General features: G+C 65.1%; 9 protein-coding genes and 2 CRISPR repeat arrays. Of the genes, 6 read left to right on the top strand and 3 right to left on the bottom strand.

Annotated features, from left to right (window positions below):
- The first annotated feature begins 178 nt into the window (after positions 1-178).
- Entirely contained in the window at positions 179-727 is a 549-nt protein-coding gene (locus DOM57_RS10610; protein ID WP_110649167.1) for a glycine zipper 2TM domain-containing protein, read from the top strand.
- A 16-nt stretch (positions 728-743) separates the two neighbouring features.
- A CRISPR array of direct repeats spans positions 744-3,981; the repeat unit is 32 nt; unit sequence GTTTCTATCCGCGCGGCCGTGCGGGCCGCGAC.
- Positions 3,982-4,022: 41 nt separating this feature from the next.
- Here the strand turns inward: DOM57_RS10610 and DOM57_RS10605 are convergent.
- Positions 4,023-4,610, bottom strand: coding sequence for a recombinase family protein (locus DOM57_RS10605; RefSeq protein ID WP_110649166.1), 588 nt, complete (start codon positions 4,608-4,610; stop codon positions 4,023-4,025).
- A 365-nt stretch (positions 4,611-4,975) separates the two neighbouring features.
- Entirely contained in the window at positions 4,976-5,944 is a 969-nt protein-coding gene (locus tag DOM57_RS10600) for a LysR family transcriptional regulator (RefSeq protein ID WP_110649165.1), read from the bottom strand.
- A gap of 122 nt (positions 5,945-6,066) precedes the next feature.
- Between DOM57_RS10600 and DOM57_RS10595 the strand changes: the two genes are divergently transcribed.
- From DOM57_RS10595 to wrbA, 5 genes are all read left to right on the top strand, one after another.
- Positions 6,067-6,897 carry a DODA-type extradiol aromatic ring-opening family dioxygenase gene (locus DOM57_RS10595; RefSeq protein WP_087718286.1) on the top strand — a complete coding sequence of 277 codons (831 nt, stop codon included), beginning with the start codon at positions 6,067-6,069 and terminating at the stop codon, positions 6,895-6,897.
- Between the two features lie 65 nt (positions 6,898-6,962).
- Positions 6,963-7,757, top strand: coding sequence for an SDR family NAD(P)-dependent oxidoreductase (locus tag DOM57_RS10590; protein ID WP_110649164.1), 795 nt, complete (start codon positions 6,963-6,965; stop codon positions 7,755-7,757).
- 93 nt (positions 7,758-7,850) lie between these two features.
- Positions 7,851-8,372, top strand: a complete 522-nt coding sequence (locus tag DOM57_RS10585; RefSeq protein ID WP_204352928.1) for a cytochrome b — start codon at positions 7,851-7,853, stop codon at positions 8,370-8,372.
- A 64-nt stretch (positions 8,373-8,436) separates the two neighbouring features.
- Positions 8,437-9,378: an aldo/keto reductase gene (locus DOM57_RS10580; RefSeq protein WP_087718288.1), complete on the top strand. Its 942-nt coding sequence runs from the start codon at positions 8,437-8,439 to the stop codon at positions 9,376-9,378.
- 146 nt (positions 9,379-9,524) lie between these two features.
- Positions 9,525-10,121 (top strand): NAD(P)H:quinone oxidoreductase, encoded by a 597-nt coding sequence (gene wrbA, locus DOM57_RS10575; RefSeq protein ID WP_087718289.1) that lies wholly within the window; start codon positions 9,525-9,527, stop codon positions 10,119-10,121.
- Positions 10,122-10,185: 64 nt separating this feature from the next.
- Here the strand turns inward: wrbA and DOM57_RS10570 are convergent, their stop codons facing one another.
- On the bottom strand, positions 10,186-10,734 hold the full coding sequence (locus tag DOM57_RS10570) for a hypothetical protein (RefSeq protein ID WP_476707494.1): 549 nt from the start codon (positions 10,732-10,734) through the stop codon (positions 10,186-10,188).
- 235 nt (positions 10,735-10,969) lie between these two features.
- Positions 10,970-13,274: direct repeats of the CRISPR family, unit length 32 nt; unit sequence GTTTCTATCCGCGCGGCCGTGCGGGCCGCGAC.
- Positions 13,275-13,323 lie beyond the last annotated feature (49 nt).

Here is a 13,323-nt window from a genome sequence, read left to right as displayed (position 1 = left end):
TTAAACTGTCCCTGTCTTCCCCGAACTGGCGGCGCCGGAAACTCGCCGCCCGGAACGGGAGGATGGAGGACGGCGGTTCGCCGCCACACCGACACGGATGTCGCCGGATTGCAGCAAGCCGAGAGGTTTCGCACCCGATTCGCCCCAGAGCGAGCGGGTCAGCAGAAGGAGCAAGGCCATGAATAAATCGATCATCATCGGAAGCGTCATCGCCGTACTGGGTATCGCCGTCGGCGTTGCGGTCGGCGCCTACCAATCGGGCGACGACGCCCCACAGTATGCCGACATCGTCAGCGTCGACCCGATCGTCGAGACGACCCAGACACCTCGACAGGTCTGTGAAAACGTCACCGTGACCCACCAGCGCCCGGTTCAGGACGAACATCGCATTGCCGGTACGGCCATCGGCGCGATCGTCGGCGGCGTGGTCGGCAACCAATTCGGCGGCGGCAGCGGCAAGAAGATCATGACGGCCGCAGGCGCGGTTGGTGGCGGTATCGCCGGCAATCAGGTTCAGGGCCGCATGCAGCAAGGCGATACCTACACCACCACCGAGCAGCGCTGCAACACGGTCAACGACAGCAAGGAAGAGACCGTCGGTTACGACGTTCGCTACCGCTTCGACGGCGAAGTTCACGAAGCCAAACTCGACGAGAAACCCGAAGGCGATCGCGTGCTGATGCACGATGGCAAACCGCAATGGGATGGCGACTCGCTGTCGTCGTAACTAGAAGGTTCAAGCTTCATTCATCCGCGCGGCCGTGCGGGCCGCGACTTGCGGGTGCTGGCCGTGGCGGTGTCGAACCCGGTGTTTCTATCCGCGCGGCCGTGCGGGCCGCGACAGGTCCTGGATGCACAGATACTCACGTCGCTACAGTTTCTATCCGCGCGGCCGTGCGGGCCGCGACTCAGATCCTTGGCGGTGATCGAGTCGACATCGATGTTTCTATCCGCGCGGCCGTGCGGGCCGCGACCGCACCTGCAGCGAGGATCCGCTGTTCGCGTTCGAGTTTCTATCCGCGCGGCCGTGCGGGCCGCGACGGGCCGCTCCTTCGACTTCGCAATCGCGGCAGTGTTTCTATCCGCGCGGCCGTGCGGGCCGCGACCGTTACCGGCTGCGTCATCGGCCACGTTAGCAAGCCGTTTCTATCCGCGCGGCCGTGCGGGCCGCGACATGACTCATCCCTCGTTCACGCCGTCCTTGCAACGGTTTCTATCCGCGCGGCCGTGCGGGCCGCGACGAGCATTTGGGATATGGATCTCGACGTTGAGCCGGTTTCTATCCGCGCGGCCGTGCGGGCCGCGACAACGACGAGAGAAACTACCGATGACGCCGGACAGCGTTTCTATCCGCGCGGCCGTGCGGGCCGCGACCCGGCAACTGCTGGCGGTGATTCGCCGGGAGCCGGTTTCTATCCGCGCGGCCGTGCGGGCCGCGACATCCCCGGCCCGGGCACGTAGTGGTAGCCCTGGTTGTTTCTATCCGCGCGGCCGTGCGGGCCGCGACGGCCTGGCGCGCCAGCTTCGCGATATGCGGTTTTTGTTTCTATCCGCGCGGCCGTGCGGGCCGCGACCCCGAGAAAGACCTGGGCAAAGCGCCCGGCCGGCGTTTCTATCCGCGCGGCCGTGCGGGCCGCGACCGTTTACCGGCGGTGCCCACTTAAACGCGTAGCGGTTTCTATCCGCGCGGCCGTGCGGGCCGCGACGTGGCACGGACCTTGGCACAGGGGGTAAGACACTGTTTCTATCCGCGCGGCCGTGCGGGCCGCGACCTGCGCAAGAGCCAGCAACGGCGCATCCGCAAACAGTTTCTATTCGCGCGGCCGTGCGGGCCGCGACATGGATCTCGTTCATTCAGACCGGTGTCTGAGCGTAGTTTCTATCCGCGCGGCCGTGCGGGCCGCGACCCTATATCAAGGCGCATTTCCCAACATTCTATTGGTTTCTATCCGCGCGGCCGTGCGGGCCGCGACGCCTAGCTGGCGCTTGTTATCCAAGGCACATATGTTTCTATCCGCGCGGCCGTGCGGGCCGCGACCCGTTACTGGCATTGCCCGCTATACATTAGCAGGGTTTCTATCCGCGCGGCCGTGCGGGCCGCGACTCTGGTACTCGAGCGCTTTCGCTATATCGGACGCAACGTTTCTATCCGCGCGGCCGTGCGGGCCGCGACCGCGGATGAATTTGCGGGCGTTCTTGCTGCGGGGGTTTCTATCCGCGCGGCCGTGCGGGCCGCGACAGGAATCGGCCAATCCAATTTGTCTGCAGTGGCTTGTTTCTATCCGCGCGGCCGTGCGGGCCGCGACTGGGTGTCGGTGGTCCAGAATTCGCGCCACCAGATGTTTCTATCCGCGCGGCCGTGCGGGCCGCGACGTCAATGAAACTGTATATCTTGTACTGATCGTCATTGTTTCTATCCGCGCGGCCGTGCGGGCCGCGACTAGCCTCTCCAGTTGACTCAATGTCTGGGCTAATGTTTCTATCCGCGCGGCCGTGCGGGCCGCGACCACCATCAAGTTGCTTTCACGCACCGCCTGTTGGTGTTTCTATCCGCGCGGCCGTGCGGGCCGCGACGGGCGTCGTTCTTTTCTCGCAGCGCTCTATCAGCGTTTCTATCCGCGCGGCCGTGCGGGCCGCGACCCCAGCAGCAGCTCGACGACGAAGCCGGTAGAAGTTTCTATCCGCGCGGCCGTGCGGGCCGCGACAGGGTCATGCCGTCCATGTCCGCCGGGGTCCAGTGGTTTCTATCCGCGCGGCCGTGCGGGCCGCGACGCCAGGCTGGGGTGCATCGGCTTGTCGACGGCCCAGTTTCTATCCGCGCGGCCGTGCGGGCCGCGACGAGTACCTGGGCGGTGCGGGTGTAGTTCTCGAACGCGTTTCTATCCGCGCGGCCGTGCGGGCCGCGACTTGCGACGACGGCAGGACAGTAGCGCCGGGGCTGGTTTCTATCCGCGCGGCCGTGCGGGCCGCGACCACCCCTGTATCCACCCCTGTGCCAAGGTCCCAAAGTTTCTATCCGCGCGGCCGTGCGGGCCGCGACTTCGGTTGATGCGTCGTAGTCGTCGATGCGTATCAGTTTCTATCCGCGCGGCCGTGCGGGCCGCGACCGATGGCGCGATTCACGACACCCTCGTAGCTCTTGAGTTTCTATCCGCGCGGCCGTGCGGGCCGCGACTGGCGTTGGCCGTCATGCCCTTGAGGTCTTCCTCGTCGTTTCTATCCGCGCGGCCGTGCGGGCCGCGACGCGCCAGGTCGACCGGTCCACGCGCACGATGGAGCGTTTCTATCCGCGCGGCCGTGCGGGCCGCGACTATCCGGACGAGGACTTGGACGATACCTGGCCGGAGTTTCTATCCGCGCGGCCGTGCGGGCCGCGACTTGAAGGTGCCGGCCATGCCCTGCAGCTGGCCGATGTTTCTATCCGCGCGGCCGTGCGGGCCGCGACCCGCTCGCCACTCAGGCTCCCAGTCCTCGTTCATCGGTTTCTATCCGCGCGGCCGTGCGGGCCGCGACATGGCTGCGTCATCGCGCGGAGCAACGAGATCAAAGTTTCTATCCGCGCGGCCGTGCGGGCCGCGACGACGCAGATCCCCAAGGAGGTCGCACCAGGCATGAGTTTCTATCCGCGCGGCCGTGCGGGCCGCGACGTGTGGGAGCTGCGCGGGCGCGACACCTCAGCCAAGGTTTCTATCCGCGCGGCCGTGCGGGCCGCGACGTGCAGGACGTCGAGGCCTTCAAGGCCAGAATCAGGGTTTCTATCCGCGCGGCCGTGCGGGCCGCGACACGGTTCGCGCCTCCTCCACCGTCTCCGCCGCTTGTTTCTATCCGCGCGGCCGTGCGGGCCGCGACGCCCGCCCGAAGGGATAGACGCGCGGGTCGGTGCTGTTTCTATCCGCGCGGCCGTGCGGGCCGCGACGTCCGGTTTTCGACCAGTCGCCGGGCAGCGTTGGTTTCTATCCGCGCGGCCGTGCGGGCCGCGACCCGGTGTCGATGTCATTTTCAGAAGGCGACCGCACGGAGTGTCAGGAGTCGGTTGCACTGTGGTCTGGGGCATCGGACTGGCCGGCCTTCAAGGCGGCGTAGAGGGCCGTCTTGCTGACCTTGAGGCGTGCGGCGGCCTCGCGGACGTTCAGCCCATTGGCCAGGTGCTCCCTGGCCCGCTTCAGCTTGTCGTCGGTGACGACGGGCTTGCGACCTCCTTTACGCCCACGGGCGGCGGCAGCGGCGAGCCCTGCCTTGGTGCGATCTCGGATCAGGTCGCGCTCGAACTGCCCCAGGGCGCCGAATACATGGAAGATCAGCCGCCCACCGGGGGTGGTGGTGTCGATGGCTTCGGTCAGTGACCGGAAGCCGACACCACGCGCCTCCAAGGTGCTGACGACCTCGATCAGATGCGGCAGCGAGCGCCCCAGTCGATCCAGTCGCCACACGACCAGCACATCCCCGTCGCGTAGGAACTCCAGGGCCGCCGTCAGGCCAGGGCGTTCCGCCTTGGCCCCAGAGACGGTGTCATCGAAGATTCGCTCACACCCCGCCTTGTGAAGCGCATCAGTCTGCAAGGCGGAGTCCTGCTCCGCCGTCGAGACCCGCGCATAGCCGATCAGTGCCATGGACCGCCTTTTTGTCCGTTTATCCGTCCGCCTATCTTATTGTCCGAAAACCCATCAAACAAGCCTATTCTCGGACACTGTCCGGCTTGGCCGCCTAATGATCGTTTCCCGGACAAAGATGCATCATGCACGGGAGTTCTGAGCAAGCGGGCAATCGCTTTGAACGAGTGCGCTTTCCTATTGACCAGCTGGTCGCTGATCGAGGACATCGTCTCGCCGCTCCAGACGATGAGCTTGCCAGGGCGGGATCACCGCCAGGTATTGAACGGCCTCCTCTGGGCCCTGTGGCCCTGTGTTCAAGAACCAAATGGCGCGATTCTCCAGAATGCTATCGTCCTTGGAAGTCCGGCAGATGGAGAATGTTATCAGTCGGGCTGGTCACGGAGTCTCCTTACACTGGCCGAGCTTTCCCTAGTTGTCAGAGACGGGGTCTGGCAGGAGGACTGCGCAAATGCCTCAACCAGGTAATCGATCATCGCCCTGACCTTGGCTGGTGGGCGCCGGTCGGGGGGAAACAGCACATGCAAGCCGCCCAGGTCGAGCGTGGGCTGGTCGAGTTCCAGGGCCACCAGGGTACCGCGCGCCAGGGCCTCCCCCACGATGAAGTTCGGCTGATAGATCACGCCCTGCCCGCCAAGCGCCGCCACCAATAATGCATCACCATTGTTGGCTTTGAGATCGCCTTGCACAGGCACCTGAATGTCGCCCTCGCGACCGAAGCTCCAGGTCCCCTCTCTCTGAGAGGGCGACAGGGTATAGCTCAGACAGTTATGGCCGGATAGTTCGGCGACGCCCCCCGGCGTGCCGTATCGTTCCAGATAGTCCGGCGCGGCACAGACCCGCATCGGGCAGTCGCCCAGCCGTCGCGCCTTGAGCGAGCTGTCGGCAAGATGACCGATGCGGATCGCCAGGTCCCAGCCTTCCTGGATCAGGCCGTGCTGGGCATCGCTCAGGCCCAGTTCGACCTCCACCTTTGGATAGCGACGGTGGAACGCGGGTAGCAGTGGCGCGATGAAGCGCACGCCGAAGGAGAGCGGTACATTCATGCGCAGCCGCCCGACCGCTTCGACTCTCTGGGCGGCCACTTCCGACTCCGCCTCGTCGAGTTCCTGCAGGATGCGCCGGCAGGCCTCGAGATAGTCGGTGCCGGCGTCCGTCAACGTCAGCCGTCGGGTGGTGCGATGCAGTAGCTTGACGCCCAGCCGGGCCTCCAGGGCATCCATGTGCTTGGTGGCCATAGCCGGCGACATGCCCAGCGCGCGTCCCGCCGCCGATAGGCTGCCGTGGGTTGCCGCTTGGGTAAAGACCCGCATCCCCGTAAAACGGTCCAGCATCTATTTCGCACTCATAGTTAAAGGTGTTTGCATAAAATACCATATTCTCTTACTAAGGGAGTGAGGATACAGTATTACCTACCTAAGTATTCACCGGGCCGCATGGCCCAAGGAATTACACGATGACCAACGCGAGCGTATCGCCCCCTGATTCAACCACCCAGCCGGTGCTGTTCATTCCCCACGGCGCCGGCCCGTGCTTCTTCATGGACTGGAACCCGCCCGGCACCTGGGAAGGCATGGCAGGCTTCCTCAAGGGCGTGGCCGCCTCGCTGCCGGCCCGCCCCCGCGCGATCCTGATGGTCTCCGCCCACTGGCGAACCCCCGGCTTTCGCGTGAGCGCGGGTGAATACCCCGAGCTGATCTACGATTACCACGGGTTTCCTGACCACACCTATGAGCTCACCTACCCGGCCCCCGGCGCGCCGGCCCTGGCAGAGCAGGTCGACAGGCTGCTCTCTCAAGCCGGTCTGGCCAGCCAACGGGACACCGAGCGGGGGTTCGATCACGGTATGTTCGTGCCGCTGAAGCTGATGTTCCCCGAGGCGGATATCCCCGTAGTGCAGTTGTCGCTGCGCGATGATCTCGATCCCGCGGCCCATCTCGCTGCTGGCGAGGCCTTGGCGTCGCTGCGTGATGAAGGTGTACTGATCGTCGGCAGCGGCATGAGCTTCCACAACATGCGCGGCTACGGGGATGCGCGTTTTACCGCACCCTCCGAGGCCTTTGATGACTGGCTGACTCAGACCGTGGAGGCTGAGCCGGATCGGCGCCACGCCGCGCTTGGCGACTGGGCTCGGGCACCCCATGCGCCTCAGTGCCACCCGCCGGGCGACGAAGAGCACCTGATCCCGCTGATGGTCGCCGCCGGCGCCGCGGGGAAGGACAAGGGCCGCAAGATCTATTCGGAACAAGTGCTCAAGACGCAGCTGTCCGCCTACCGCTTCGGCTGAGGCGGCCACGCCACTTTCACAGCCACCTCACATGGCAACTCACGCAATACAGCAGGAGATAGATGATGCGAATTGAACTTTCCGGCAAACAGGCCCTAGTCACCGGCTCCACCGCGGGCATTGGGCTGGCGATCGCCACTGGCCTGGCCCAGGCGGGTGCCAGCGTGACCGTGGTCGGTCGCGATCAGGCCAAGGTGGACAAGGCCGTGGCCCATATCCAGCAGGCCAGTGACCGTGACGATGCCAGCGGCGTGGTGGCCGACCCCGGCACCGCCGAAGGCTGTCAGGCGCTGATCGCGGCCCGCCCCGAGGTCGATATCCTGGTCAACAACCTAGGCATCTACGGCGGCCGCCCCTTCTTCGAGATTGACGACGCCGCCTGGGAAGAGATCTTCCAGATCAACGTCATGAGCGGGGTGCGCCTGGCGCGCCACTATGCCCAGGGCATGCAGGCCCGCGGCTGGGGTCGCATCCAGTTCATCTCCAGCGAGTCGGCGCTGAACATTCCCTCCGAGATGGTGCACTACGGTGTCAGCAAGGCGGCCCTGCAGGGCGTCTCCCGTGGCCTGGCCAAGGTGCTGGCCGGCAGCGGCGTCACGGTGAACACCATCCTGCCCGGCCCGACCCGTACCGAAGGCGCCCAGGCGATGATGGCCAAGATGGCCGCCGAGCGCGGCGTCTCGGCCGAGGAGATGGAGACCCTGTTCCTCGCGGAGAACCGCCCCTCGACCCTGCTCAAGCGCTTCGCCACCCCTGAGGAGGTCGCCAGCCTGTGCGTCTATGCGGCCTCGCCCCAGGCCAGTGCCACCACCGGCTCCGCCCTGCGAGTGGAAGGCGGCATCGTCGAGAGCATTGCCTGATCGAGACGTCGGGACCGCGGCGATAGCAGGCGGTTTGCTAGCCTGCTAGCTTGGAGCTGCTTGAATTTTTGAAACTACCTGGCGGAGATGTCGATGATCAACGATTCCAAAGAACGCTATGGCAGCGTCAGCAAGGCCTTCCATTGGCTGATGGCGGTATTGATCATCTGGCAGCTGCTCAAGTTTGGTGACCGGATCGCCGAGGGGGAGCACTGGGTAGGCCAGACCCTGGTTCCCTGGCACGTCTCCATCGGCACCCTGCTACTGGTGTTGATCGTGCTGCGCCTGGCGTGGGTGGCGCGTCAGCGTCATCAGCGTCCGGCCCAGGACCCGGCCACTGCCAAGCTGGTCAAGGCCGGGCATGGCCTGCTCTTCGCCGGCATGCTGCTGATGCCGATCACCGGGGTGATGGTGATGCTGGGAGGCGGCTATGAACTGACCGCCTTCGGGTTGGAGATCCTTGCGGAGGGTGAAGAGATCGCTTGGGCCGCAAGTCTCGGCAGCCTGCACTCACCGCTGGCTTGGGCGTTAACCGCGCTGGTCCTCGGGCATATCGGCATCGCCCTGTTTCACCACTTTGTCCAGCGTGACGATACGCTCAAGCGGATGCTGTAGCGCGACCGTGACAGGTACCAGGCATTGCCTTCAACAGGTTTTCGACATGGGAGAGAAAAGGATCATGAAAAAACGCAACTTGGGCCGCTCCGGGGTCGAGATCGCACCGCTCGTCTTCGGTGGCAACGTTTTCGGCTGGACCGCCGATGAAGACCGCTCCTTCACCCTGCTCGATCGCTTCGTCGAGCGTGGCTTCAACGCCATCGACACCGCCGATGTCTATTCGGCCTGGGCGCCGGGGCTCGAGGGCGGTGAGTCGGAAACGGTTCTGGGTCAGTGGCTGGCCCGGCGCGGGCGGCGCGACGATCTCGTACTGATGAGCAAGGTGGGCATGTGGGAGCCGCGCAAGGGCCTCTCGGCGGCCAACATCGAGGCCGCCGTCGAGGACTCCCTGAAGCGCCTGCGTACCGATTACCTGGACGTCTACTTCGCACATATCGATGACCAGGATGTGCCACTGGAGGAAACCCTTGGGGCCTTCGCCCGGCTGATCGAGGCCGGCAAAGTGCGAACCATCGGCGCTTCCAACTATTCCGCCGAGCGACTGGGCGAGGCCCTGGCGGTCTCCCGGAATCAGGGGCTGCCCCGCTACGAAGTGACGCAGCCGCTCTATAACCTCTATGACCGTGACGACTTTGAGGCCGGGCTTGCGAATGTGGCCGAGGAGCATGCGCTCGGGGTGGTGAGCTACTTCTCCCTGGCCAGCGGCTTTCTGACCGGTAAGTATTCGAAGCTCGAGGATCTGGAAGGTAACGCCCGGGCCGATTTCCTGAAGGGCTACTTCGATGAGCGCGGTCAGCGACTTCTGCAGGAGCTGTTGAACGTATCCGATGAGCTTGGCGCCAAGCCCGCCCAAGTAGCTCTGGCCTGGCTGCTGAGCCGCCCCGCGGTCACCGCGCCCATTGCCAGCGCCACTAGTCTAGGTCAGCTGGATGAAGTACTGGATTCCGTGAGCTTGTCGCTGCCTGAACAGGCGCTGGCCAGGCTAGATGTTGCTAGGCGATAACTGACCACCCTCCATCAACCAGGTAATCCGGTGAGCAAGCGACTAGGCTCATTCCTGTGATGGACAGGTATCAACCACTTACTTCCGGATACTCCCGTTTGTTCGAAAGATCGACAACTCGCAGCACTCCCAAGGAGGTACAACCCATGACCCAGGTACTGGTGCTCTACTACTCCATGTATGGCCATATCGAGACCATGGCGAACAGCATCGCGGACGGCGCACGCCAGGTGAACGGTGTCGAAGTGACGATCAAGCGGGTCCCCGAGACGATGGACCCGGAGGCCTTCGCCAAGGCCGGCGGCAAGGCACTCGACACCCCCGAGGCGCGTCCCGAGGAACTGGCCGACTATGACGCCGTTATCTTTGGCACGCCGACCCGTTTCGGCAACATGGCCGGCCAGATGCGCACCTTCCTCGACCAGACCGGCAGTCTGTGGGCGAGCGGCAGCCTGCGCGGCAAGGTGGCCAGTGTCTTCACCTCCACCGGCACCGGCGGCGGCAACGAGACCACGATTCTCACCGCTTGGACGACCCTGGCCCATCACGGCATGGTGATCGTGCCCATCGGCTATGGTCTCGAGGCCCAGTTCGATATCTCCGAGGTCAAGGGCGGCTCGCCGTATGGCGCCGCGACCATCGCCGGTGGTGACGGCTCACGTCAACCCAGCGAGACCGAGCTGAACCTCGCCCGTTTTCAGGGCGAGCACGTCGCCGGCATCGCTGCACGGCTGGCCGGATGATAGCGCTCCTCTCGCCCTTGCCGATTAGGCCCCGCCCGGTCACCCGTGCGGGGCCTTTCGTGTGTCAGGGCCAGAGGTTCAGCCCCGGGCAAGATGCTCGGCGATGGCCCGGTCGAAGGTCTCGTGGGTAGCCGGTCGCGCTCGTCCATGACGATGACCGTGTGGTCGATCTGCACTTGTTCCAGCGGCGTAATAGCAGCGGGAGGTACGCCGCCAGCACCCGCAACGGGCGCGCTTTGCACGCCTGAGCGACCTCGCGGTGAAACGCCGCCAGACTGCGCTTCTGCTTGGTCAGAAAGCGCTTTTGCAGCAGCTCACGGATGATGCGTTCGACCGACTCCGGCAGACGCCCCTTGCCTTTCCCGCCGCCGGATTGGCCGGGAGCCAGGTCCGTCACAAGGCCAGTGCCTTGCCGGGCACGGTGGATCAGGACATATACCTGTCGCCGGGACAGGCCCAGCGCTTGAGCGGCGGCGTCGACGGCCTCATGCCCCACCACCTCAAGCGCTGCCAGTGGTCCGATGATGTCCGTTCGCTGCCGGGCCTGGGCCCAGGCTTTATCGGGCAGGGTGGCCACGCCTTGCTCGGCAATCGGTGTTGAGTCTGACGCCATGCCCCCGACTCGCCTGTGGTGCATAGGAGTACTGAGCATAGTCGAGGTTGGTGAAGGTGACTGCTGATACCGGGCTGTCAGGAGCCGCCTTCACACCTGGCGTTACGCCCCGCCACCTGGTGCAGTCGTCTTCTGAAAATGACAGCCGCCTTCACACCTGGCGTTACGCCCCGCCACCTGGTGCAGTCGTCTTCTGAAAATGACAGTCGACCTCGGGCGTGAGCGAACTCGAGGCGTTTCTATCCGCGCGGCCGTGCGGGCCGCGACTACTAGTAGTTGGTCGGAATAACCTGCGGGGCGTTGACGTTTCTATCCGCGCGGCCGTGCGGGCCGCGACCATCAGATCCGGGGGGCAGCATGAGCTATATCGCGTTTCTATCCGCGCGGCCGTGCGGGCCGCGACGTTGGCCAGGCAGCCGAAGGCGATAGGGAGTAGCCGTTTCTATCCGCGCGGCCGTGCGGGCCGCGACCATAGGTCAATGTCTGGATCAGCCAGTCTGGCTGGTTTCTATCCGCGCGGCCGTGCGGGCCGCGACGCTGATAGAGGCGCTGCCGACGGCGCTCTGAGTCTGTTTCTATCCGCGCGGCCGTGCGGGCCGCGACAACTCTTCGACGATCTTCGCCTTGCTCAGCGCATAGTTTCTATCCGCGCGGCCGTGCGGGCCGCGACCGCAGCTGGTCCTGCCAAGTGGAGGCGGAGCAATGTTTCTATCCGCGCGGCCGTGCGGGCCGCGACAAACCGTCACCAGCATCATGAGCCAGACGCTCATGTTTCTATCCGCGCGGCCGTGCGGGCCGCGACACGGTGACATGCAAGACCGGGCCGAAGGAGTTCAAGTTTCTATCCGCGCGGCCGTGCGGGCCGCGACCCTGGGAACGGACACACCGAGATATCCATGACGGCGTTTCTATCCGCGCGGCCGTGCGGGCCGCGACGCATGACACCGGCGCGGCCGATGCCGTTGCGGCGGTTTCTATCCGCGCGGCCGTGCGGGCCGCGACCTGTCTAGGTTGTGTCTCAATCCTGCAAAAACGTATGTTTCTATCCGCGCGGCCGTGCGGGCCGCGACGGCTTCGCTGACCACGGTCGTAATCCGGCTCTCGTTTCTATCCGCGCGGCCGTGCGGGCCGCGACGTCAACGTCGAGTTGATCGATGACGTGGTGTCGTTGTTTCTATCCGCGCGGCCGTGCGGGCCGCGACAGGCCACCATCCACGCTTGTCAGGCTTCGGGAGACGTTTCTATCCGCGCGGCCGTGCGGGCCGCGACCGGCCCTCTGGATCAATCCAGACAGTGGCCTCCGTTTCTATCCGCGCGGCCGTGCGGGCCGCGACCTCACCGGTCGACGGCAGCGCCTACGCCAGCAACTGTTTCTATCCGCGCGGCCGTGCGGGCCGCGACTTCGCTGCTTGGGCTGGATCCGCTCACGCGAATACGTTTCTATCCGCGCGGCCGTGCGGGCCGCGACCTTGGCCGGAATAGTTAGCTCAGAGGGGTAGTATGAAGTTTCTATCCGCGCGGCCGTGCGGGCCGCGACTAGACGTTGCCGTCTTTGTCCTTTCCTGCCAGCGTGTTTCTATCCGCGCGGCCGTGCGGGCCGCGACTCGGCATGCCGGTTGGTGCGCAGATGATGCCGCGTTTCTATCCGCGCGGCCGTGCGGGCCGCGACAAGCGTATTTACGTAGGCGGGTAGGTGGACGGAAGTTTCTATCCGCGCGGCCGTGCGGGCCGCGACGGGCGTCTTGTTAGGCTTGCCCAGCGTCAGCACAGAGTTTCTATCCGCGCGGCCGTGCGGGCCGCGACCCTCAACCACCTGTTCGCTCGACTTGGGAAGGTAGTTTCTATCCGCGCGGCCGTGCGGGCCGCGACAAGAGTCGGGCGAAGACTACGACATGCAGATTGCAGTTTCTATCCGCGCGGCCGTGCGGGCCGCGACATCTCCCAGCTTCGTTGCCAATCAATCGGGTTGGTTTCTATCCGCGCGGCCGTGCGGGCCGCGACTCGAATCGATCGGGGGGTGACGTGTCACTTGTTGAAGTTTCTATCCGCGCGGCCGTGCGGGCCGCGACTTTTCAGAGTCAAGGTCTTTGATCCGAGCCTTGGGGTTTCTATCCGCGCGGCCGTGCGGGCCGCGACGTTTTGCTCTGGCTCCCACGCGGCCTTCGTCTCCCGTTTCTATCCGCGCGGCCGTGCGGGCCGCGACCCGGCATAGATCGACTGCGGACGCAGGGTGACGGAGTTTCTATCCGCGCGGCCGTGCGGGCCGCGACCGGCAAATTGATTCATGTCTATTTGGTGGTAGGATGGTTTCTATCCGCGCGGCCGTGCGGGCCGCGACTCGATAGCCTCGGCATTGTCGTTGATGCCGTTCTCGTTTCTATCCGCGCGGCCGTGCGGGCCGCGACCTTAAACAAATGGCGATGGACGTCACCTAGGTAAGGTTTCTATCCGCGCGGCCGTGCGGGCCGCGACCGTGACGTTCGACTCGATGGACGATGCCCGGTTGTCGTTTCTATCCGCGCGGCCGTGCGGGCCGCGACGGGATAGTCGAACGGCTCGCCCACGGCATCGTCATAGTTTCTATCCGCG

The sequence above is a fragment of the Salinicola peritrichatus genome (genome assembly GCF_003206715.1).
GTDB lineage: Bacteria > Pseudomonadota > Gammaproteobacteria > Pseudomonadales > Halomonadaceae > Salinicola > Salinicola peritrichatus.
This window is presented reverse-complemented; position numbering and strand designations above follow the sequence as displayed.

Excerpts from the sequence above, each read along its gene's own strand:
- DOM57_RS10610 (WP_110649167.1), top strand. The coding sequence starts at position 179 with ATGAATAAATCGATCATCATCGGAAGCGTCATCGCCGTACTGGGTATC.
- DOM57_RS10605 (WP_110649166.1), bottom strand. The coding sequence starts at position 4,610 with ATGGCACTGATCGGCTATGCGCGGGTCTCGACGGCGGAGCAGGACTCC.
- DOM57_RS10600 (WP_110649165.1), bottom strand. The coding sequence starts at position 5,944 with ATGCTGGACCGTTTTACGGGGATGCGGGTCTTTACCCAAGCGGCAACC.
- DOM57_RS10595 (WP_087718286.1), top strand. The coding sequence starts at position 6,067 with ATGACCAACGCGAGCGTATCGCCCCCTGATTCAACCACCCAGCCGGTG.
- DOM57_RS10590 (WP_110649164.1), top strand. The coding sequence starts at position 6,963 with ATGCGAATTGAACTTTCCGGCAAACAGGCCCTAGTCACCGGCTCCACC.
- DOM57_RS10585 (WP_204352928.1), top strand. The coding sequence starts at position 7,851 with ATGATCAACGATTCCAAAGAACGCTATGGCAGCGTCAGCAAGGCCTTC.
- DOM57_RS10580 (WP_087718288.1), top strand. The coding sequence starts at position 8,437 with ATGAAAAAACGCAACTTGGGCCGCTCCGGGGTCGAGATCGCACCGCTC.
- wrbA (WP_087718289.1), top strand. The coding sequence starts at position 9,525 with ATGACCCAGGTACTGGTGCTCTACTACTCCATGTATGGCCATATCGAG.
- DOM57_RS10570 (WP_476707494.1), bottom strand. The coding sequence starts at position 10,734 with ATGGCGTCAGACTCAACACCGATTGCCGAGCAAGGCGTGGCCACCCTG.